20 protein-coding genes and 1 other annotated feature are annotated in these 19,960 nt (G+C 43.8%); of the genes, 13 read left to right on the top strand and 7 right to left on the bottom strand.

Annotated elements, in window-relative coordinates:
* Window positions 1–57: 57 nt before the first annotated feature.
* Window positions 58–654 carry a hypothetical protein gene (locus AS030_RS12100; RefSeq protein ID WP_061972103.1) on the top strand — a complete coding sequence of 199 codons (597 nt, stop codon included), beginning with the start codon at window positions 58–60 and terminating at the stop codon, window positions 652–654.
* Between the two features lie 48 nt (window positions 655–702).
* Here AS030_RS12100 and AS030_RS12105 read toward each other — a convergent pair whose 3' ends face one another.
* Window positions 703–1,917, bottom strand: a complete 1,215-nt coding sequence (locus AS030_RS12105; protein WP_061972104.1) for a cytochrome P450 — start codon at window positions 1,915–1,917, stop codon at window positions 703–705.
* A 202-nt stretch (window positions 1,918–2,119) separates the two neighbouring features.
* Between AS030_RS12105 and AS030_RS12110 the strand changes: the two genes are divergently transcribed.
* The 3 genes from AS030_RS12110 to AS030_RS12120 all read left to right on the top strand — a co-directional run bounded on the left by AS030_RS12110 (window position 2,120) and on the right by AS030_RS12120 (window position 4,365).
* On the top strand, window positions 2,120–2,887 hold the full coding sequence (locus AS030_RS12110; protein ID WP_061972105.1) for a class I SAM-dependent methyltransferase: 768 nt from the start codon (window positions 2,120–2,122) through the stop codon (window positions 2,885–2,887).
* Between the two features lie 12 nt (window positions 2,888–2,899).
* A complete protein-coding gene (locus tag AS030_RS12115) occupies window positions 2,900–3,679 on the top strand; it encodes a class I SAM-dependent methyltransferase (RefSeq protein WP_061972106.1) in 780 nt (259 codons plus the stop codon).
* Between the two features lie 167 nt (window positions 3,680–3,846).
* The gene (locus tag AS030_RS12120; RefSeq protein WP_061972107.1) at window positions 3,847–4,365 is read left to right on the top strand and encodes a GNAT family N-acetyltransferase; all 519 of its coding nucleotides are present in this window, start codon (window positions 3,847–3,849) and stop codon (window positions 4,363–4,365) included.
* Here the strand turns inward: AS030_RS12120 and AS030_RS23620 are convergent.
* On the bottom strand, window positions 4,360–4,533 hold the full coding sequence (locus tag AS030_RS23620) for a hypothetical protein (protein ID WP_156412571.1): 174 nt from the start codon (window positions 4,531–4,533) through the stop codon (window positions 4,360–4,362). The two genes, AS030_RS12120 and AS030_RS23620, sit on opposite strands and share 6 nt — an antisense overlap.
* Before the next feature lie 139 nt (window positions 4,534–4,672).
* On the bottom strand, window positions 4,673–5,611 hold the full coding sequence (locus AS030_RS12125) for an NADP-dependent oxidoreductase (RefSeq protein ID WP_061972108.1): 939 nt from the start codon (window positions 5,609–5,611) through the stop codon (window positions 4,673–4,675).
* Window positions 5,612–5,851: 240 nt separating this feature from the next.
* Between AS030_RS12125 and trpE the strand changes: the two genes are divergently transcribed.
* The 5 genes from trpE (at window position 5,852) to AS030_RS12150 (ending at window position 11,340) form a co-directional block, all read left to right on the top strand.
* Entirely contained in the window at window positions 5,852–7,357 is a 1,506-nt protein-coding gene (gene trpE, locus AS030_RS12130; RefSeq protein ID WP_129479986.1) for an anthranilate synthase component I, read from the top strand.
* 227 nt (window positions 7,358–7,584) lie between these two features.
* Window positions 7,585–8,367, top strand: coding sequence for an SDR family NAD(P)-dependent oxidoreductase (locus AS030_RS12135; RefSeq protein ID WP_061972110.1), 783 nt, complete (start codon window positions 7,585–7,587; stop codon window positions 8,365–8,367).
* A gap of 388 nt (window positions 8,368–8,755) precedes the next feature.
* Window positions 8,756–9,814 (top strand): M42 family metallopeptidase, encoded by a 1,059-nt coding sequence (locus tag AS030_RS12140; protein WP_061972111.1) that lies wholly within the window; start codon window positions 8,756–8,758, stop codon window positions 9,812–9,814.
* Between the two features lie 81 nt (window positions 9,815–9,895).
* Window positions 9,896–10,717 (top strand): pyrroline-5-carboxylate reductase, encoded by an 822-nt coding sequence (proC, locus tag AS030_RS12145; RefSeq protein WP_061972112.1) that lies wholly within the window; start codon window positions 9,896–9,898, stop codon window positions 10,715–10,717.
* Between the two features lie 26 nt (window positions 10,718–10,743).
* Window positions 10,744–11,340, top strand: coding sequence for a DedA family protein (locus AS030_RS12150; RefSeq protein ID WP_074440549.1), 597 nt, complete (start codon window positions 10,744–10,746; stop codon window positions 11,338–11,340).
* A gap of 137 nt (window positions 11,341–11,477) precedes the next feature.
* On the opposite strand, the gene AS030_RS12155 is transcribed toward AS030_RS12150, so the two are convergent.
* On the bottom strand, window positions 11,478–13,010 hold the full coding sequence (locus tag AS030_RS12155; RefSeq protein WP_061972113.1) for an oligosaccharide flippase family protein: 1,533 nt from the start codon (window positions 13,008–13,010) through the stop codon (window positions 11,478–11,480).
* 184 nt (window positions 13,011–13,194) lie between these two features.
* Here AS030_RS12155 and AS030_RS12160 point away from each other — a divergent pair, with 184 nt between their 5' ends.
* Complete coding sequence (locus AS030_RS12160; protein ID WP_061972114.1) at window positions 13,195–13,815, top strand: DedA family protein; 621 nt, start codon at window positions 13,195–13,197, stop codon at window positions 13,813–13,815.
* A 40-nt stretch (window positions 13,816–13,855) separates the two neighbouring features.
* Here the strand turns inward: AS030_RS12160 and AS030_RS12165 are convergent, their stop codons facing one another.
* The 3 genes from AS030_RS12165 to AS030_RS12175 all read right to left on the bottom strand — a co-directional run bounded on the left by AS030_RS12165 (window position 13,856) and on the right by AS030_RS12175 (window position 17,434).
* Window positions 13,856–14,857, bottom strand: a complete 1,002-nt coding sequence (locus AS030_RS12165; RefSeq protein ID WP_061972115.1) for a tryptophan--tRNA ligase — start codon at window positions 14,855–14,857, stop codon at window positions 13,856–13,858.
* A 44-nt stretch (window positions 14,858–14,901) separates the two neighbouring features.
* Window positions 14,902–15,151, bottom strand: a binding site (T-box leader).
* A gap of 36 nt (window positions 15,152–15,187) precedes the next feature.
* A complete protein-coding gene (locus AS030_RS12170; protein ID WP_061972116.1) occupies window positions 15,188–15,862 on the bottom strand; it encodes an SOS response-associated peptidase in 675 nt (224 codons plus the stop codon).
* Between the two features lie 105 nt (window positions 15,863–15,967).
* Window positions 15,968–17,434 carry an NAD(P)/FAD-dependent oxidoreductase gene (locus AS030_RS12175; protein ID WP_061972117.1) on the bottom strand — a complete coding sequence of 489 codons (1,467 nt, stop codon included), beginning with the start codon at window positions 17,432–17,434 and terminating at the stop codon, window positions 15,968–15,970.
* Between the two features lie 292 nt (window positions 17,435–17,726).
* Here AS030_RS12175 and AS030_RS12180 point away from each other — a divergent pair, with 292 nt between their 5' ends.
* Genes AS030_RS12180 through AS030_RS12190 form a run of 3 tightly spaced genes read left to right on the top strand, consistent with a single transcriptional unit; the run spans window position 17,727 to window position 19,924 of the window.
* Window positions 17,727–18,677: a ring-cleaving dioxygenase gene (locus AS030_RS12180; protein WP_061972118.1), complete on the top strand. Its 951-nt coding sequence runs from the start codon at window positions 17,727–17,729 to the stop codon at window positions 18,675–18,677.
* A complete protein-coding gene (locus AS030_RS12185; RefSeq protein WP_061972942.1) occupies window positions 18,677–19,285 on the top strand; it encodes an alpha/beta hydrolase in 609 nt (202 codons plus the stop codon). Before AS030_RS12180 ends, AS030_RS12185 begins: the two co-directional genes overlap by 1 nt.
* Window positions 19,286–19,312: 27 nt before the next feature.
* Window positions 19,313–19,924: a flavin reductase family protein gene (locus AS030_RS12190; protein WP_061972119.1), complete on the top strand. Its 612-nt coding sequence runs from the start codon at window positions 19,313–19,315 to the stop codon at window positions 19,922–19,924.
* Window positions 19,925–19,960: the final 36 nt, after the last annotated feature.

The following is a 19,960-nucleotide window of genomic DNA, read 5'->3' on the forward strand; positions in this document are numbered from 1 at the left end:
GTTTGTCCATCGCATTTCAACACAAAAGGAACTATTAGGCAGACGGGAAGTGAAACAATGAAATTATTCCATTATCATTTTTGGACTGATCGAGTAGAAGAAACAGAAAATTATTATCGAAAACTGGGGTTTACTGTTGGATCACGGTATGCGATGGAAAAGGGTACGGTCACACCTTATCATCCGCCGCTTGAATGGGAAGACTTTCGGGAGAATGCCCTCCTTTTTCGGATCATTGAGGTTAGAAGGGGAAAGGTGAATATTACATTTGGTGCAGGCAAGAAACCGATCTTTGACCATATTGGGTATCTTGTGAGCGAGGAAGAGCTTGAACACATTTGCAATCGGGCGGACGTTATGGGCTGGAAAACAGAAATCGGAGCACGCAGAACGTTTATTTTTACGCCGTACCGTTTTAAGATTGAACTCCAAACAAGAAAAGAAACGGTGAATGATGAGAAAATATCCATCTCCAGGATGATGATTAAAGGACCAGATGAATCCTTTAAAAGAGATCTTGAAAGGCTTTTTCATCGTAACTTGGAGGAAATTGTTTTTGAAGAAGGAGAGCAGCTTCAACTTCAGGAAGTCTGGATGTATGGTGTGGAAGGCAGCGGCAAAGACCCGAACAAGGTTATCGTTACAGGCTGCTAAAAAAAAGCAGGAAGCCTCTATTTTGGGGGGCTCCTGCTTTTTTTCTTTCTATAATACGGATAATTTAAATTCCTTAAGACCGTAAACAAATGTGCTCTCAATCGGCTCAAGGGAAAAGCCGGAGCTTCTTTCAAAACGCGGATACCGTTTGATCCATTCTGCCATCGCAATCTCGGCCTCAAGCCTTGCAAGGGGTGCACCCAGGCAAAAGTGGATACCCTTTCCGAATGCGAGATGAGGATTAGGCTTTCTTCGTATATTGAATTGATGGGCGTTCTCAAATTGCTGTTCATCCCGGTTTGCAGACCCCATCCAGGCAACGACAATATTACCTGCTTTAATTTGGGAGCCATTGAGAACCGTATCTTCTTTTGCAACACGGCTCATGGATTGTACAGGGGAACGATACCGGAGCACTTCTTCAATGGTAAGCGGAAGGGTTCCTGCAGGATCTTTGAAAATCTCTTCATAAAGCTCGGGGAACTCAGTAAAGCAATAATAAGCATTGCTGATTAAGTTTGTTGTGGTTTCATTTCCTGCAACCAAAAGGAGAATACAAAAACCGATAATCTCATCTTCTGTGAGCATGGTTCCTTGCATTTCTGCATCAATCAGTACAGATATGATGTCTTCACCCGGCTGCTTTCTTTTCATGGCGATGATTTCTTTAAAATAAACATAAAGCTCGTAATACGTTCTCTGCTGATTTTCTTCCAGTCGTTTAATCGCCTCGGGGCTGTTATCCGTTGGTCCGGCAACCACCCATTCAGACCAGTCCTTGAATTTAGCCTGATCTTTAATCGGTACGCCCAATATTTCGGCAATCACCATTACAGGCAGCGGATAAGAGTACTGCTTGACCAAATCAATTTCAGAAGGGTTCTGTATTTCGTCCAGCAGTTGGTTCGCAATTCGCTCGATGCGGGGCCGCCAGTCTTTCATAACCCTTGGAGTAAATGCTTTGTTCACCAGGGAACGCATTTGTGTATGCTTAGGTGGATCGATGCTGATCAAGCTAAGCTCAATGGGAGAGGCCTGTTCTCCTTCCTGCCTTCTTGAGCGGTTGGAAGAAAACAAATCCTTATTTTCAAGTACGTTTTTTACGCTTTGATAGTCAAAAGCATCCCATGCTCCCCGCTTTTCATCCCAACGCACAGGAGTTTCCTTTCGCATCTTTTCATACCAGGCAAACGGTTCATAACGTTCTTCTTTCGTTGAAATTTCTGATACTTGTCGAAATGCTGTTTGAATGGAATTATCCACGGTCGCTTCCCTCCAATTTTTGGGTGGTTACATTTAAAGGATACGTGCAATTCCCAAAAAGTACAAAGAATATCCCCTCTAAATCTTTTACTATTTCAAATATTCAGGAATTAATTAGTTTTACTTATGGAAACAACGAGCTTTTTAGTAATTTTCATAACGGAGCGGGTTGCATATGATAAAGATGAAGGGAGAGGGTTCCATGGATATTAAAGCAAAGGTTCAAGAGCAATTTGGCAAGAATGCGGACAACTACATTACAAGTCCGATCCACGCAAAAGGCAAGGATCTTGAACTCATGGTGATGCTTTCAAAGGCCACCGCACAAGATCGTGTGCTGGATATAGCCACAGGTGGAGGCCATACGGCAAACGCATTTTCTCCACATGTAAAGGAAGTGACCGCTCTTGATCTGACGAGTGAAATTCTTGTAGCCGCCAAGCAGTTTATAAATGAACAAGGCCGTGACAATGTTTCGTTTGTACAGGGAGACGCTGAAAACCTGCCATTTGAAAAAGAATCGTTCGAACTGGTTACATGCCGGATCGCTCCGCATCATTTTCCAGATGTCAAAGCTTTTGTGTCAGAAGCATTCCGGGTGTTAGTGCCAGATGGAAGATTTCTTCTGATCGACAATACGGCTCCGGAAATTCTGGAATACGATCAATTTTACAATCATGTTGAAAAAAGGAGAGATCCCAGCCATTATCGTGCCTGGAAAAAGTCAGAGTGGCTTCAGCTTTTTGAAGAGACGGGATTCACATTTGAACAGATGCACGCCTTTAAAAAGGATTTTGTTTTCGACAGCTGGTGCAGCAGGATGCAGTTGGCTTCAAAAGACAAAGAAGAATTGGAGAACGACATGTTATCAGCATCTGAACGTGTAAAAGAGTACTTTAAGATCAAGGAAAAAGAAGGTCATGTTCAGACATTCACTGGTGACGCTGTGTTTATTAAAGCAAGAAAATAAGGAGGAAAGAACATGGGAATTGATTTTCACGATCCTTCTATTACGTTTTCCTATGCTTCGAGAACAGCATCCGATGAATGGAAAGCCCTCATTAAACCCTATATTGTTTCTTCGGAATCCATGGCGATAGATATCGGATGCGGCGGGGGGATTTATACAAAAGCTTTGCTGGAGCTTGGCGCCAATCACGTGACGGCACTCGATTTTTCTGAAAACATGCTGACTGCTGCAAAAGAAAACTGTTCAGATTATAAGAGACGGATCAGTTTTAAGCAGGGCGAAGCAACCTGCACCCACCTGCCTTCTTCGGTAGCTGATATCGTTCTTGAGCGGGCGGTGATTCATCATCTGAACGATTTGGAGTCAGCTTTTGTAGAAGCTTTTCGTTTGTTAAAAACAGGCGGAACTTTCATTGTTCAGGACAGAACTCCCGAAGATTGTCTGCTGCCCGGTTCTCCTGAACACATCCGTGGGTACTTTTTTGAGAAAGAACCTGTACTTATTAAACAGGAAATAAAAAGACGGTTTTCGCATGAACGCGTTCACTCCGTATTAACAGAAGCGGGCTTTACCGGTATTAAAGAAATAAAGCTGTGGGAAACAAGAAAATCATTTTCCTCGTTTCAGGAATTGGCCAGTGATTTGAAAAGCCGTACCGGACGCTCTATTTTATTTGAACTGAATGATGAACAGCTGAATGCTTTGTTAACTTTCATTGAAGACAAACTGAAAAACGAAAAGTCTATCATTGAACGTGACCGCTGGACGATCTGGTTTGCTACCCATCCCTAACTTCAAAATACGTCAATTTCCGGGGAAATAAAAATGCAAAGAGCTTGTAATCAAAACGTAAACGACCAACTTTTATGAAATTTGAAGTTTTTTGCCGCCGTAAAGGGTATTGTTTACTAAGTTAATGATTTGTGAGAGCTAATTGTCACAAAAAGGAGGTAAGGACCTTGGAGATACGCAAAGCCCTGCCCGGAGATGAAGAGGCCATCGCATTTGTTCATGTAGACAGCTGGCGGACCACATACAAAGGAATCGTCGATGAGGAATATTTGCAGAACATGTCTGTGGAGGACAGAAAGGAAATGTGGAAAGGAATAATAGAAAACCCATTGCCGGAAAATTATTTATTTGTGGCTTCCATCAACCAGGAAATTATTGGTTTTTGCTCGGGAGGTCCTAACCGTTCTGGTCGGTATCCGTACGATGGAGAGCTTTATGCCATTTATATTCTTCAGGAATATCAGCGGCGTTCGATTGGAACCAGTCTGATCCGCCGGCTGGCGCAAAGTCATCTGGATTCAGGTTACCATACGATGATGGTTTGGGTTCTTCAGGATAATCCGTGTAAAATTGCCTATGAAAGACTGGGCGGCATTTTATTGGGAAAAGAAGAGATTCAAATTGGAAATCAAGAATTGGTGGAGGAAGCTATCGGTTTTGACCTTGCAAGGCTGCTGAATTTATAATTCATTTCTTCTTTGCAGTTTATAACGGATAAAAATACGTTCCATCAAGGAGATCAGCTGGGTTTCATAATCTTTCCTTTCATCTGCACTATTGGCATCGTTTATTTTCGTCTTCAGTTGTTTTACTTTTTCTTTTTCGTCTGGTGTTAATTGGTGGGAAAGGATCATAATATCCTCCTCCTAACGGGATGGTGTTGAGATACTTTACCATGGAAATTGTCAGTTTATCTACAAAAGTGTGAGATTATCTAACGTTAAAAACCCGGTGAAGGTCGTGAACTTCCATCCGGGCTTTTTTATAAGATTATTATTCTTTAACGCTGATAATGATTTTTCCTTTGGCATGGTGGGATTCGCTTAATTCATGTGCGGCCCTGACCCCTTCCTGTGTCAGTGGGAAGATTTCTCCAACAAATGGCTGAATCTTGCCTTCTTCGATCAGTTTGCCGATTTCAGCAAGTTCTTTACCGTCAGGGTCAAGAAAGACAAAGCCTGCTTTCACTGAATGATTCGTAGCATCTTTTTGAACAGGGGGACTGACGATGGATACAAGTACGCCTCCGGGTTTGATCACTTTATAGCTGTTCTTCTGTACATCGCCGCCAATCGTATCAAAAACAATGTCCACCGGTTGAACTGCTTTCGTGAAATCTTGTGATTTGTAATTGATAAATTCATCTGCACCAGATTCTCTAATGATACTCTCGGAGTCCTCACTTCCTGTAGAAATAACGTAAGCTCCTTTGGCCTTGGCAAGCTGAATCGCAAAGCTGCCAACGCCTCCGCCTCCTGCATGAATCAAAACTCTTTGCCCTTCTTTAATTTGCGCGAAATCCACCAGGCATTGCCATGCCGTTAAACCGACAAGGGGTATAGAGGCCGCTTCCTTAAACGTCAGATTCTTCGGTTTTAATGCGACCAGTTCTTCGTCCGCCGCCAGCAGTTCTGCGTAAGTTCCATCCCGCTCGGTTGCGGGCCTTGTAAATACTTCGTCTCCCGGTTTAAATTTCGTAACAGCTGAGCCCGTTTCTTTTACTACTCCAGCAGCATCCCATCCTAGAACGACAGGGAACTTTAATTGGAGATTGTCCTTTAGATAGCCTTCGCGAATTTTCCAGTCCACCGGGTTTACCGAAGTTGAATACACCTCAATGAGAACATCTTTTGGACCGGGCTTGGGAGTATTTACGTTCTTCTCTACCAGTTGATCACGTCCGCCGTATTCATTAATAATGATCGCTTTCATTTTCTCACCTCTACTATAATAACTGTATCTCAGAAAGGTTTCCCTTATTGTGCTGTGTTAAATCAGAAAGTGGTTGACAGTTTTCCGAATGCATTATATAGTGATTTACAATCGCACGAGATTAGTTGAGAAGAGTAGAGAAGGTTTAAGAAAGACAATTACAGATTAAGAGCAGAGCCGAGCTGAGATTAGCGGTTATGGTTGCTAATCTTCGTCTCTCATCAAGAAGGGATGATTATTTTGATTCAACCATCGTTGGAAGAAGTGAAACAATTGGCAGGAACCTACAATTTGATCCCTGTAAGCATTGAATTATTTGCTGATGTACATACAGTGATTGAACTGTATCAAACGTATTATCAGGAAGATTACTCTTTTTTGCTTGAAAGCGTGGAAGGCGGACAGCAATGGGCCCGCTATTCCTATATCGGAAAGAACCCATTTATGGTTGTCTCCTGCAAAAAAGGGCAGACTCAAGTAAAGAAAAAAGATCAGGATGAAACCTATTCAGGTCATCCGATTGAAATCCTTAAATCTCTCCTCAACCAATATAAAAGTCCCGCGCACAAAAACTTGCCTCAGTTCACAGGTGGAGCTGTCGGCTATTTTGGATATGATATTCTCCAATATTTTGAAAAAATCCCGCCTCACAGTAAAGATATTCTTAACACCGACGATATGAAATTTCTGTTTGTCGATGAACTGGTTGTTTTTGACCATTTGAGGCAGTCGATCAACATTATTTGCAACCTTCACGTACCCAAAAATTATAACGAAAAACTAATTGAAGAACTGTACGAAGAGACACGGTTATCGATTGAGGCTACCATGAAACAGCTTGAGCAAAACGTAAAACAACCGGTGCCATCATTTCGCTATCTTCCTCAGCAGGAAGTGGATATCAGCGGCGTAAAATCCAATTTGAGCAAATCCGAATTTTGTTCGATGGTAGATCAGGCCAAAGAATATATTACAGCCGGAGATATATTTCAGGTGGTTCTGTCCCAATGTTTTGAAAGTGAGACCAAGGCCGATCCGCTGACGGTTTACCGCGTATTGCGGATTGTGAACCCATCGGCTTATATGTATCTGCTCAAGCTTCCGGATGAAACCATTGTTGGTTCGTCCCCAGAATTGCTCGTAAAAGTTGAAGGGCAGCGGGTGAGAACCCGACCGATTGCCGGAACACGGCCCCGAGGGAAAGACATGGATGAAGATCAAGCTTTAGCTGAGGAACTGCTTGCTGACGAAAAGGAAGTTGCCGAGCACTTGATGCTTGTCGATTTGGGAAGGAATGATATTGGCAGGGTATCGGAGTACGGAAGTGTGGAAGTCTCTTCTTTTATGGAGATTGAACGATACTCTCATGTCATGCATATTGTGTCTGATGTTACCGGACTGCTTCGTGAAGATAAAGATTTCTTTGATGCCTTGATCTCATGCCTGCCGGCGGGCACATTGTCAGGGGCACCGAAAATCAGGGCCATGCAGATTATCGCAGAACTGGAAACACAGGCTCGGGGAACGTATGCCGGAGCCATCGGCTACCTTTCGTTTTCAGGCAACATGGATTCCTGCATTACGATCCGTACCATTCTTTTTAAAAATGATAAAGCTTATATCCAGGCGGGAGCTGGCATCGTTGCCGATTCCGTTCCCGAGAATGAATACGACGAAACGTTCAACAAAGCCAAAGCATTACTGAAGGCCATACAAGTGGCTGAAGCTATGGAACAGTATGCTTAAAAAAGAGCCATCCGGCTCTTTTTTACTTTGGATATTCATTTCACTCATTACGACCAGGACTAATGAGAGCAGCCAAATCTTGTGAGAAAGTAAGAATGAGTTTGGAAAAACTTAGTCGCTTCCGATGCACATAAAATTTTTAACTGCAGGGGAACGGATTTATAAAAACTGTACATACTATCATAATCCTTTCGAAGATTTGAATTTAAACCAAATGAGGTGGAAAAATGGCAAAAGAATTAACTGGCGTACATGCCGTTGTTACAGGAGGATCAAGCGGTTTAGGATATGCCATGGTAGAAGCACTCCTTGATGAAGGAGCAACGGTTGCAGTGGCATCCCGTCCGGGAGCAAAAATGACGGAAGCTGTAAATAACCTTCAAAATAAGGGATATTCGAATGTTTTTGAACTTCCATTGGATGTCAGGTCAGAGGGATCGGTACAAGATGCAGTGAACTGGGTAAAAAAGGAATGGGGTAAGATCGATGTCCTTGTGAACAATGCGGGGATAGGCATGAGAACTGTAAATCCAAAATTCCTTACAGAACCACAGCCCTTCTATCAGGTCTCTCCTGAAGGGTTTCGAAATTTAATCGATACAAATGTGACCGGTTATTTCCTAACCTCCCGGGGATTCGCTCCTCTGATGGTCGAGCAGGGAAGAGGAAAAATCATCAATATATCAATGAATTATGAAACCATGAAACGAAAAGGATTTGTCCCATATGGCCCTTCTCGTGCCGCAACCGAGTCCCTGTCATTTATCATGGCTGAAGACCTGCGTGAATTTGGAGTGACGGTAAATATGCTTCTTCCTGGCGGGGCCACCGTAACGGGAATGATACCTGATGAAGTGAGAAGGGAACTTGAAGGAAACTCTCAGCTTCTGAAGCCGGAAATCATGGCAAAACCTATCGTTTATCTTGCTTCCGAGCAATCTGAAGGATTAACAGGTGAACGCCTGGTCGCAACCGAATTTGACAGCTGGTTAAAAAATAGAACCAAATAAAATGAGTGAAGAGACTTCTTCTTTGGCAATATGAATGAATAGAGAAAAAGACTCATTTTTGCAGTTTTTCGTTCATCGGGCTTAGGTATCTTTATGCTCCTCCAAATCCTTAAGCTGTTCGTTGCACACCGGGCACCATTCACCCCGGAAAAAAATCAGAAGCTGGAAGCAGTCATTCTTGTTTAAGTGGTCATAGAATTGAAAAAGATTCCCCTTCAGAAGTAACTGCTGTAAATTCTGGTGCCTGGTGGAATTTTGTCACGGAAATACTCCTCCTTTTCTTTACGATTTAAGTATTCCTTCTCCTGAACATGCAAAACATCAGGATTTTTGTGTAATAAAAATAAGAAACTTTCACCATCATATAGACTATAGGAGTGTGATGGTAATGGATCTTTTAAAAGAGTTAACAGAAACAAACGGAGCGCCGGGGTTTGAACACCCAATCCGAAGCATTATGAAGCGCGAGATTGATAAGACGGGTGCCTCGCTGGTATATGATCATATGGGAAGCATCTTTGGCCAAAAGAAAGGCCCATCCTCAGGACCAAAAATTATGCTGGCCGGCCACATGGATGAAGTTGCCTTTATGATCAGTGAAGTGACAAAGGATGGATATTTGAGATTTGTGCCGCTTGGCGGGTGGTGGGATCAGGTCATTCTATCCCAGCGCGTGCACATTCTTACGGAAAAGAAAACCTTTACCGGAGTAGTGGGCTCCAAGCCGCCGCATATTCTTACGGCTGAAGAACGAAAAAAAGTCGTTCCCATGCGCGAAATGTTTATCGATATCGGAGCGAACAGTGCAGATCAAGTAAAAGAATGGGGAATTCGTGTGGGTGACCCGATCATGCCCATATGCCCCTTTGAGATTATGCCGGATAATGATACCATTCTTGCAAAAGCATTGGATAACAGGGCAGGCTGCTATTTAGCGCTGGAAGTTTTAAAACAGCTGAAAGACAGCGAACATCCGAACAGCGTTTATTGCGGGGCCACTGTTCAGGAAGAAGTGGGGCTGAGAGGGGCAGCAACGGCTCCTTATGCCATTGAGCCTGACCTTGCCGTCGCCATGGACGTAGGAATCGCTCAGGATGGACCTGGAGATAATTCGAATAAGGCGAAGCTTGGAGCGGGTCCGCTTATAACGTTCCTTGACTCATCTATGGTACCGCATGTTCCGCTTCGAAATCTGGTGATGGACATTGCAGAAAAGAATAATATCCCTTACCAGGTGGATGTCATGCTCGGTGGCGGGACAGACGCCGGAAGGTTTCATCTGTTTAAAAAAGGTGTTCCATCCATTGTCATTGGTGTGGCTTCCCGATATATTCACAGCCACGTTTCCATGGTCTCAAAAAGCGATCTTGAAAACACCGTAAAGCTGCTGGTTGCCTTTGTAAAAGAGATGGATGAAAACAAAATGAAGTCCTTGATAGATTTTTAGAAAAAATAAGCTACAATAGAGGGAAAAAGGTGTTCTTTTAGGACGCCTTTTATTTTTTAAACCGTTTAAAGGGAGATTTGAATGAACACTACATTTTTATTTATTGGCGCTGGCCGTATGGCAGAGTCAATGATTAAAGGATTACAATCAGCGAAAGGCCAAAACCTTTCGATCATTGCGGCGAATCAGGGAAATAAGAATAGGCTGCAGCATTTGTTTTCCATGTATGCGATAGAAACAACAACAGATTGGCTGCATCATGTGAAAGAAAGCTCTGTCATTGTCCTGGCTATGCCTCCTGAAGCACACGAAGCCGTGCTGGAGCAGCTATCGACCGTGATTGAAGGTCAGCTGGTGATATCCGTTGCGGCAGGCATTGGGCTTAAAAAACTGGAAAACCCGCTTCCGCCAGGAACACCAGTGGCATGGGTGATGCCCAATACAGCAGCAGAAACCGGTGAATCAATCTCGTTATATACGTATGCCGACACCTTAAATGAAAACCAGGTCAAGCTTTTGGAACTGCTTTTAAAAAGCATTGGAAAGTCAGAGTATTGTACGGAAGAACAAATTCATAAGCTAACAGCCATAACAGGAAGCGCTCCAGCGTTTCTGTATGAGTTTGCCTCTGCCCTGATCAATGCTGCAGCAGGCTATGGCATCTCGGAAGCTCAGGCAAGAAAGCTTGTCTCCCAAATGATTTATGGTTCAGCGGTGATGCTTCAGAGCGGAGTTTCTCCTGTTGACCTGAGAAACGCCGTGACCACTCCAGGCGGGTCGACAGCTGCGGGTCTGGAAGTCTTAAATCAGGCAGACTTCAAAATGCTGATCGAAAGCGCGGTAAAAGCAACCAATGAGAAGGCCGCAAAACTTGGTGGGAAACAGGAAAACGAAGAGAAATAAACATACAGGTAAAATAGGTGATGTTGATGAGCAACAGTGTTTTAGCATGGATGGAGCATTATGAATATGCAGGTATTTTTTTAGCGCTGGCCCTGGGCTTAATCGGTTTGCCTGTTCCTGATGAAGTGTTATTAACGTTTTCCGGCTACCTTGTTTTCAAGGGAGATATTCATTTCAGTTTGGCCCTGCTGTCTGCGTTTTTGGGTGCCATGTCAGGCATTTCATTCAGTTACTTGTTAGGCTGTAAGCTTGGCCTGCCGTTTCTTGAAAAATTCGGCCCAAAAGTGGGGATTACTGAGGAGAAAATAACAAAAACACAGTCTTATTTTCAAAGGTATGGAAGTGTAATGATTCTGTTTGGCTATTTTGTCCCGGGGATCCGGCATGTTTCTGCTTATCTGGCTGGCTTTTCTGCCATGGGATTTAAGAAATTTGCTGTTTATGCTTATTCGGGCGGTATCATATGGAGCTTTACGTTTATTTTGGTCGGCAAAATGCTTGGCCCTGACTGGAGAATCGTCGAGCAATACTTCCATCACCTTGGAAAATATGTCTTGCTTGCAGTTGTGGCGGTGGGATTGCTTGCCTGGACTTTTTATAAAGCGTTGTTGAAACGGACATAACAAAAGGAAGCAACGTATTTGGCATGAGTTTGGTATTTTACCGGGCTCATGCCTTTTCATTTTACTTAACTTGTACTTTAAGGTTTATGAGTGTATGGAATTGAGAAAGGAGTAGATTAGAAGCTTCAGTCCAATTCTTATTTTTCGGGCTTCACCCAAAGCCGGGAGAGGCCTGATTGAAACAGTCGCAGAAAGAATAAGGTGCCATAATAAACCGCAAATACAACGGCTAGTACAATGATGATTGATATATGGTCCTCATAATGGGTCCTGTGCATCAATTCACATAAGCCGATGGTGAACGCTCCGGAAGCCAGAAAAATAGCATAGTCCATAAGCTTTGGCTTGAAATGTACTTCTTCAACAATGGTGTGATAATGCAAAAAGGAAAGAAGAACACCGCTGAAATTAACCGCGATGATGACGCCATGGATTCCGAATGATGATTGGGAAGAAAGTGAAACAATCAGCAGGATGGACAAGATGTTGACCCAAATTGTTTGTGAAAATACATCCCGGGCGCGTCCCAGTCCAAACAAAATAGCCTGCAGCGGTGAAAGCAGATAATGAAACAAAATAAAAGGTGACAACAGCATAAGAAACTGGCCGGCTTGTGGTGAATGATAAAAAAGGACGGTCAGTTCATCTGCAAAAAAATACATCACAATGGAACACGGGATTCCATAAAGAAGGGTAATATGGAATGCCTGGTGAATCCGTTGATGCAAGGCATGATCATCCTGTTTGGAACGTGCCTCGGAGATGGAAGGCACCAGTGATACATACAGTGAATACCCGATAAAACCAGGGAAATATCCTATGGTCATGGCAAAGGCTGTGAGCATCCCGTATTGTTTGGTCGCAACGGATGCCGCAATACCGGCAAAGAGTAAACTTTGGGTGATCAGTATGGGGTTTACTGCTGCGGTCAGGGCATTCAAGATTCGCACACCGGTGGTAGGAAGGCTGACCTGGAATAATTTTTTTAATATACTTCTTTTAGATACAGGAGCTGTTTTTTCGGTTGCTGCCTCTCCTGTTGTGCGCTCCCCGAGCAAAAATGAAGCAGAAAAGAAAAACAGGGAAACGAGCTCCCCGGCCCCCAGGCCAAGCACGGCAGCGACTACCCTGTACTCGAGGGGCAGATCTTTCACATAATGAAGCACATAAAAAATAAAACTCAAATGAGCCGTTTTTTCCAATAGTTGAGCAATAGCAATGGGTTTCATTTTCTGTAGGCCGCTAAAATATCCCTTTAGAATAGAGCTGGTCCCAATCACAGGAACAATCGGAATCAGCGCAAGCAGCGGATACCCCAGCCGGATATCGATGTTTTTCCACTTTAGCAAAAGCAAAGTAATGGCCGCACTGACAGCCACAAGAAGCAGGCTAAGTCCCATAATGACGAAAAAAGATACTTTTACAATTTGCAGTCTGGCCCTTTCATTCTGGTGGACTTCTTCTTCGGCCAGTACCTTTGAAAGAGCGGTAGGAAATTCAAGGGCAGCAATTGTGATCAGCAATCCAATGACAGGGAGCGCCATCATGTAAAAACCCATGCCCTCACTGCCGAGTGACTGTGCAAGAAGAATACTGACAACAAATTCAACAACCTTGGTATAAAGCATTGCCAATGATAAGATAAGTGTTCCTTTTAAAAATGTGCCCATGACTTCACCCTTTGTCCTATTCATTTCTTTATTATTTATATGATAGGGGATGAAAAAAAGAAGGACCTTAATTGTCGAATTTCTAGACAGATTTCAACAAAAAAAATAAAAAATTGAGAAAAAACGATACAAAATTGTATATTTTCGGTAAAATAAAGTTATATCCTAAACTAGTTGGTGTTGTATGGAAATCATTTTGCAAAACCTGTTTCATCATTACGGATACTTTGCATTGTTTTTTCTTCTTGCCCTGGGAGTGGTCGGGCTTCCCATACCCGATGAGTTTTTACTGACCTTTGCCGGATATATTGTGTACACCGGTGAAGTTTCTTTTGCCCTTACGCTGTGCGCTGCCTTTTTGGGCTCGGTAACAGGCATAACGATTAATTATTGGCTGGGCAGAAGTTTCGGTCTGCCTCTGCTTCTAAAATATGGACAGAAGCTCCATTTAACCAAACAGCGGATTCATACGTCTCAGAACTATTTTCAGCGTTTCGGAAAGCCGTTGATTATGTTCGGATACTTTATCCCTGGGATCCGGCATCTGACAGCCTATTTTGCCGGAATGTCTTCGCTTTCCTACCGGGCCTTTGCATTGTATGCCTACATAGGGGCATTTATCTGGAGTTTACTGTTTCTCATGATTGGAAGGATTGTAGGCTCTAAATGGTACCTGGTTACGTCATACGTACATAAAGCAAGCTTTGGCGGATTGGCCCTTCTGATTATTGTGGCAGGCATAAGCTACTATTCATTCAAAACAAGGGGAAGAAAATCTGAGAGATACGACATTTCAAAATGGTAATAAACAGGAAACACTGCTACTTTCAGTGTTTCCTATTTATTTAGCCTGAATAGCCGATTTTTTCTTTGATTTCATTAAGAAAAGGCTTTGCCTTCTGTCTCGCTTTTTCTGCTCCATAATGAAGGATTTTATCAATTTCCCGCGAGTTGCTCATCAGCTCTTTGTAGCGCTGTCTGGGCTGCTCTAAATATCTTTTCATCACCAGGAAGAGCTCCTTTTTCACTTCTCCCCATCCAATTCCCGACCGATAGTTATTCCGCATTTGCTCCACCTCATTTTCGGAGGCAAATTCCCGGTAGAGCAAGAAGAGAGAAGACTGATCCGGGTCTTTTGGGGCCTGTGGCGGAGTGGAATCTGTTACGATCCGTTTGATTAATTTTTCCAATTCTTTTTCCTCACAAAAGAGAGGGATCGTATTATGATAGCTTTTGCTCATCTTCCTGCCGTCAAGACCAGGAACCATCGCTATTGTTGTATCCACCATGTATTGGGGAAGGGAGAATGTTTCTCCGAAAACGTGGTTAAAGTGGGTAGCGATGTCCCGTGCAATCTCCACATGCTGAATCTGATCCTTTCCGACAGGGACGATATCCGATTGGAATAACAATATATCAGACGCCATTAAAATGGGATAAGAGTATACACCAATATTGATGCCCGCATCCTGATCAAGGCTGTTCTGCAGGTTTTGTTCTACTGCGCTTTTGTAAGCATGGGCACGGTTCATCAAGCCTTTCGGTGTCAGACAGGACAGAATCCAGGACAGCTCCATGATTTCAGGCACATCCGTCTGCCTGTAAAACGTTGATTGCTCAGGATCGAGACCCAAAGCAAGCCAGCTCGCTGCAATCCTATACACGTAATCCTTAAACTGCTCTCTATTTTGCACGGTAGTGAGTGAGTGATAATCAGCGATAAAATAATAAGGCGAGTATTCATTACTGGCAGCCAGCTGCAGCGCCGGTTTAATCGCACCGATGTAATTGCCGACATGCGGCCGGCCGGTTGATTTAATACCTGTCAGGACTACTTTTTTTTCCATCTTTTCTCCTCCTGTTCAATAAAAAAAGGGGTAACCCGTCCCTGTAAAAGGACGAGTTACCCCGTGGTGCCACCTTAATTGAACCGCCCCAAAAGCAGTCCGCTCAAATAGTATCCAAAAGCCGAATACTTGTCTCCTTATAACGGCGAGACCCTTCCGTCAAAGCCTACTCCCAACAGGTTTCGGTTTGAAAGCTCAGAAGCCCATTCAATATCCTTTCCACACTGGCTCTCACCGCCCGCCAGCTCTCTGAAGTGCAACGTGATATTTACTCTTCTTCTTCAACGCTGAATATGATTGTACTAATGTTATATTATGGAACTAGAAAAATCAAGATGAAATATTTGATAAGGGAACGATGCAGTCTGCTACATCATTTCTTGGTGAATTGACAACAGGTGAGACTTCAAAAGCTTCCATATGTTCACTCCCATAGGGTACAAGAAGCGATTTTAAATACTCTGTGTCCTGAATCGAGGGATCCAGCCAGCTGTCCTGCGCTTCTCGGTTGAGAATAACCGGCATGCGGTCATGAATCTCTTCCATAAGCTTATTTGGAATGGTTGTAATATGTGTGCAGGAGGTGATGATTTCACCCTTGTGGTCCCATTGATCCCAAAGTCCGGCAAAGGCAAAAGGCTTGCCGCTTTTTAACCGGATATGAAATGGCTGCTTTAACTTGTCTTCACGCTTCCACTCGTAAAATCCGTCTGCGATCACGAGGCAGCGCTTTGTTTTTAACGGACCTCTGAAGGATGATTTTTCATCGACTGTTTCTGCCCGTGCATTGATCATTTTATAACCGATTTTGGGGTCTTTCGCCCAGAAGGGGATCAATCCCCAGCGGTACATGTGAGCTTTTCGTTTGCCGCCGTCTGCGGTAACCACAAGAACATCCTGAGAAGGTGCAATGTTGAAACGTTTAGGCAACGTGCCTGGAATGGTAACATCAAACTCTTCCTGAATAAAATCCATATCGGCATATAACGAATATCTGCCGCACATAAGAAACAGCTCCTTTATTTGTGGTACCTCCAGTTTAGCGTATCATTTCGTTTTTAACAAAAACAAAAAAGACCCATGAAAATCCATGAGTCCATTAATCGGTCATTATCCAACAATCACAAGATCTTTTTCTTTTGTTTCCAGCTTTTCGGCGATATCCCGGGCAATCCAGACACCGCAGGCGCTGGCTTGAGCAAGACCGCGGGTAATGCCCGCTCCATCTCCGCCAACATACAGACCGGAAATTTCAGATTCAAATTTCTCATTAAGTTTTGGACGGGCAGAGTAGAACTTGGCTTCCACTCCGTAAAACAAAGTGTGTTCTGAAGCGATACCAGGTGTTACCTCGTTCAGGGCTTCGGTCATTTCAATTAAACTTTTCATCGTATTGTATGGAAGCACAAGCCCGAGATCGCCGGGTACGGCTTCTTTTAGTGTCGGACTAAGGAATCCTTCTTTCAGCCGTTTTTCCGTGGAGCGTCGTCCTTTCTTGATATCTCCGTATTTTTGAACTACAAGCCCGCCAGAAGACAACTGGTTCGCCAGCTTTGAAACCTCGTGGGCATATTCAGTCGGTTCATCAAACGGATCATCAAACGTATGGGAAACGAGTAGGGCAAAGTTCGTATTCGGGCTTCCAAGGGCCGGGTCTTTGTAAGCATGTCCATTGGCAAGCATGATTCCGGAATGGTTTTCAACCACCACGTGACCGGAAGGATTGCTGCAGAAGGTGCGGACCCGTGTTCCGACCGATGTATTGAAAATAAATTTCCCCTCGTACAAATGCGTGTTGATTTCTTCCATCACCACGTTGGATGTTTCCACACGAACGCCGATATCGACCTGATTGGCAGCCATTTTCAAACGGCGTTTTTTCAAAATTTTAGTCAGCCAGGATGAACCGTCACGGCCAGGGACAATCACAATTTTATCTGCATTCAATTGGGTGCCGTCCTTTAATTCCACACCAACAGCCTTGTAGGTGCCATCCACTTTCTCCGTAACAAGATCCAACACTTCTGCTTTATAGCGCATGCTGATCTTTTGTTTTAAATATTCATAGATGCTGGTCAGGATCTCCAGGTTTTGTTCTGTTCCCAGGTGGCGCACTTGTGCGCGAAGTAATTTCAACCCTGCAGCATACGCGCGTCGTTCGATATCTTTAACTTCAGCTGTCAATGGGTCGGTAATGGTATCCGTCGCCCCGTGTTCAAGATTAATGCTGTCTACATATTTAATTAGATCAACAACCGTTTCTTCCGGCAGGTAATCTGTCATCCAGCCGCCAAATTCGCTTGTAATGTTAAATTTTCCATCGGAATATGCCCCTGCCCCTCCAAAGCCGTTCGTAATGGAACAGGCAGGAAGACATCCAGCAAATTCTTTTCTTCCGGCAGCAGGTGGGCATTTTTGAATTTTCTTCTGCAAAATTGGGCAATTTCTAGAATATATATCATGTCCTTTATCAACCAATAAAATGTTGGCATGCGGCATTTTGCGGGTCAGTTCATAGCAAGCAAAGATTCCGGCCGGTCCTGCGCCAACAACGATCACATCATAGGTAGTATTCATAAAAAACCCTCCAGACACGTTTGTCTCAACCTTAGTAACTATAGCAAAATCTGAAAATAAACACAATATTTTTTACGAACTTTTTATAAATTTTTATAATTAATGTTCGGTTTTTAGTCAGATATTTGGAATAACCTTCTTTTTTATCTTTGATTTTAATGTAAAGAAGCTATCGTTGGAGTTTAAGTAATTTTTACAATGTTGAATGGGAGAGTGACGCTTGACTTTAGTAAGTTACATTTGTTACAATACTTACATAAAGTAAGTTAAACCCATGAAGGGAGAGAGTAAGATGGAAAAAAGAACCAGCGGAATTCACCATATTACGGCCATTGTAGGCAATCCACAGGAGAACGTTGATTTTTACGCAGGTGTGCTTGGTTTACGACTCGTGAAGAAAACAGTTAACTTTGATGACCCAGGCACATACCATCTTTATTTTGGAAATGAAGAGGGATCACCAGGAACCATCATGACGTTCTTCCCTTGGCCAGGAGCCTATAGCGGAAGAACGGGAGCAGGGCAAGTGGGAGTAACCTCTTTCGTCGTGCCGGAGAACTCACTTGACTTTTGGGAAAATCGTTTGACCACCTTTAACGTACCTTATGAAAAAACGGAGCGCTATGGTGAACATTACTTAACATTTGACGATCCGCATGGGCTTCATCTTGAATTGGTGAGCCGCAGCGAAGGCAAGAACAGTGAATGGTCATTTGGCGGTGTCTCAGCCGATGTGGCAATCAAAGGATTTGGAGGCGCTGTGTTATTGTCAGGTGCTCCTCATAAAACGATGAACTTGCTGACAGATGTAATGGGTATGGAAAAAGTAGGAGAAGAAGGAGAGTATGTCCGGTTTAGAACATCTTCTGATTTGGGAAATATTATTGATGTGAAAACAACTGCACAACCAAGAGGAATGATGGGCACAGGTACCGTCCATCACATTGCCTGGCGTGCATCAGATTACGAAGACCACGAGCAATGGAGAAGCCATGTGGGAAATAACGGCTATGAAGTCACTCCCATTATTGACCGGCAATATTTTAACGCGGTGTATTTCAGGGAATCTGGCGGTATTCTTTTTGAAATTGCGACTGATCCTCCCGGATTTGCGCGCGATGAGCCAAAAGATGTTATGGGGAAAAATCTGCTTCTCCCACCGTGGCTTGAACCTGAGCGTGAAAAAATTGAAGCGGTATTGCTGCCTGCTGATGCCCGCGTATTGAAGGAGGACCAATCATGATGAAGCATATTTTTAATAAAGGAACCAATGCAGATGCGCCAGTTTTGCTTTTGCTCCATGGAACCGGAGGGAACGAGGAGGACCTCGTTCCTCTTGGTTCCCTCATTTCTCCGGAGTCTTCCATTTTAAGTGTAAGAGGAAATGTTTTGGAAAATGGCATGCCCCGCTTTTTTAGACGATTGGCGGAAGGCGTGTTTGACGAAGACGATTTAAAGTTCCGTACAAAAGAATTGCACGATTTTTTGGATGAAGCCGCAGGCAAATATGAATTTGACCGCAATAACGTGGTGGCAGTCGGTTACTCCAACGGCGCTAACATTGCCGGCAGCTTATTGTTTCATTATGAAGAGAGTTTGCGCGGAGCTGTTCTCCATCATCCAATGGTTCCACTAAGAGGAATTCAACTACCCGACTTAAACGGAGTTAACGTATTTATCGGCGCAGGAAAGAACGATCCGATCTGCCCGCCCCAGGAAACTGAAGAGCTGGAACACCTTTTGAAAGAGGCAGGAGCCGAAGTGGAAACGCATTGGGAAAATTATGGCCATCAGCTTACACAGCCAGAAGCAGAGCGAGCTGCGGCCTGGTTTCAAAAATACTACTTTTAAATTTGACCCAGGGGAAGGAGAACCTTCATGAAATCCATCGATCCATCACAATTATCTGACCGGGAAAACTATAAATTTCTGACGGGAAGCGTCATACCCAGACCTGTCGCTTTTGTTACTTCCTTAACAAAAGAGGGTATATTGAATGCGGCGCCTTTCAGCTATTTCAATGTTGTCTGTTCATCACCCCCGCTCATCTCTGTTTCTGTCCAGCGCTCAAACGGCAATCCAAAGGATACCGCCAGGAACGCTATGGAGGCAGGGGAGTTCGTGGTTCACATTTCCGATGAAAGCTATGTGGAAGCCATCAACAAAACAGCTGCCAGCCTACCACCAGATGAAAGCGAGGTGGAGCTCGCTTCCCTTACCCCGGTAGATAGTACGGCTGTCGGAGTTCCTGGACTGCGGGAAGCAAACATCCGTCTTGAATGTGTGCTGGACCAATCTATCCCCCTTGGCGGAACAAGTGAAAATCCCGCTTGCGATCTGCTGATCGGGCGTGTCGTCCACTACCATATTAAAGAAGAACTCTATGAAGAGGGACGGATTGATGCTGTTGGTTTAAAACCGGTGAGCCGTCTGGCAGGCAATAATTACTCCAGGCTCGGTGATATTTTTACATTAGAACGGCCGGAATAGCAGCTGAATCGTATGACGCATATTTTTTCAGGAGGA

The organism is Fictibacillus enclensis (assembly GCF_001457035.1).
GTDB classification, from domain to species: Bacteria; Bacillota; Bacilli; order Bacillales; family Fictibacillaceae; genus Fictibacillus_C; species Fictibacillus_C enclensis.